The sequence below is a fragment of the Streptomyces sp. NPDC002130 genome (assembly GCF_040296465.1).
Taxonomy (GTDB): Bacteria; Actinomycetota; Actinomycetes; order Streptomycetales; family Streptomycetaceae; genus Streptomyces.
This window is the reverse complement of sequence record NZ_JBEOXI010000953.1, coordinates 1-1,280: the sequence shown is the minus strand read 5'-3', so window position 1 is coordinate 1,280 and position 1,280 is coordinate 1. Positions and strand designations below refer to the sequence as shown.

Annotated in this window: 2 protein-coding genes and 1 pseudogene; all 3 read left to right on the top strand. The window is 64.1% G+C overall.

The annotated features are described in order from the left end of the window. Positions 1–180 (top strand): annotated as a pseudogene (locus ABT116_RS47350) (amidophosphoribosyltransferase); the annotation flags it as partial. A 137-nt stretch (positions 181–317) separates the two neighbouring features. Continuing rightward, the gene (locus tag ABT116_RS47345) at positions 318–941 is read left to right on the top strand and encodes an AIM24 family protein (RefSeq protein WP_351647583.1); all 624 of its coding nucleotides are present in this window, start codon (positions 318–320) and stop codon (positions 939–941) included. 3 nt (positions 942–944) lie between these two features. Beyond that, a partial coding sequence (locus ABT116_RS47340; RefSeq protein ID WP_351647580.1) for an AIM24 family protein occupies positions 945–1,280 on the top strand: 336 nt, incomplete at its 3' end.

Here is a 1,280-nt window from a genome sequence, read left to right as displayed (position 1 = left end):
GCCGCGACCGAGCAGCCGGCCAGCCGCCTGTGCGCCGCCTGCTTCGACGGGACCTACCCGATCGCGCTTCCCAAGGAAACCTCGATCGGCAAGAACGTCCTCGAGGGGATGCTCGAGAGCACCGCAGGTTCGACGGCCACTCGCGACAACGACAACGCGAGCGCGCTCAGCCGCCCCTGAACACCTAAAGCTGCAAAGCGCCGAAAATCGATAGCCGAGAATCTGCCGTCCACAACTTGTGGGCGGCAGATTTTCTGTTCACGACTTTCCGTTCGACGACACGGCGTACGTCGTGAGCATCTGGCATAGTGCCCTCCGTGGCGCAACTGAGAATGGACGGGCACCGGGTACTGGTCGCAGACCTGGTGGGGGACACCATCAAAGCGATCAACGGTTCGATGGTGGCGTACGAGGGTGCGATCACCTTCAAGAACGCCGGTATGGGCGGTGGCGGTGGGTTACGTGCCGCGCTGAAACAGAAGGCGGCAGGTGAATCACTGTCCCTGATGGAAGTCAGCGGACAAGGCACCGTCTACTTCGCGGTCGACGCCCAGGACATCACGATCATCGAACTCAACAACGATGCCTTGCACGTCGAAGCCTCGCAGTTGCTCGCACTGGTCGGACAACTGCGAACCGACGTGAAATTTGCCGGACTCCGCGGCGCAGGTTCCGGACAGGGCTTGTTCACGACGGTCGTCAGCGGCACCGGTCTGGTGGCCGTGCTGTCGAAGGGCGGACCGATCATCGCGCTCGAAGTCAGCCCGCAGTATCCGCTGGTTGCCGATCCCGACGCATTCGTCGCTCACCGTGGCCAGCTGAACCAGAGCTTCGTCACCGACGTCACCTGGCGCTCCGCGATCGGCGGTGGCAGCGGTGAAGCGTTCTCGCTGCGATTCGACGGATCCGGAGTCGTCTACATCCAGCCCGAGGAGCGCTGAACCATGCCGTTGGAATTGGTGAACAGCAAGGTCGTCAAGTCGACCCTCGCACCGGGACAGAACGTGCTCGCCCGCACCGGGTCGATGCTCTACTACACCGGCGACGTCCGCTTCATCCCGCACAGCATGGGCGGTGGGCCGGGCGCCATGCCGAACATGGGCGGTATCGCCGGGATGGCCGGCCGCATGATGTCCGGCGAACACGCACGCATGATGGCGGCCGAAGGAAATGGTGAAGTCTTCTACGGCCACGCCGGTTTGCTCGTCGTGTTCGTCGCCGCCGTCACGCTGAGCACCCGGCGCGACCCGTGGTTGTCCGGCGCGGCACTGTGCGCCGTC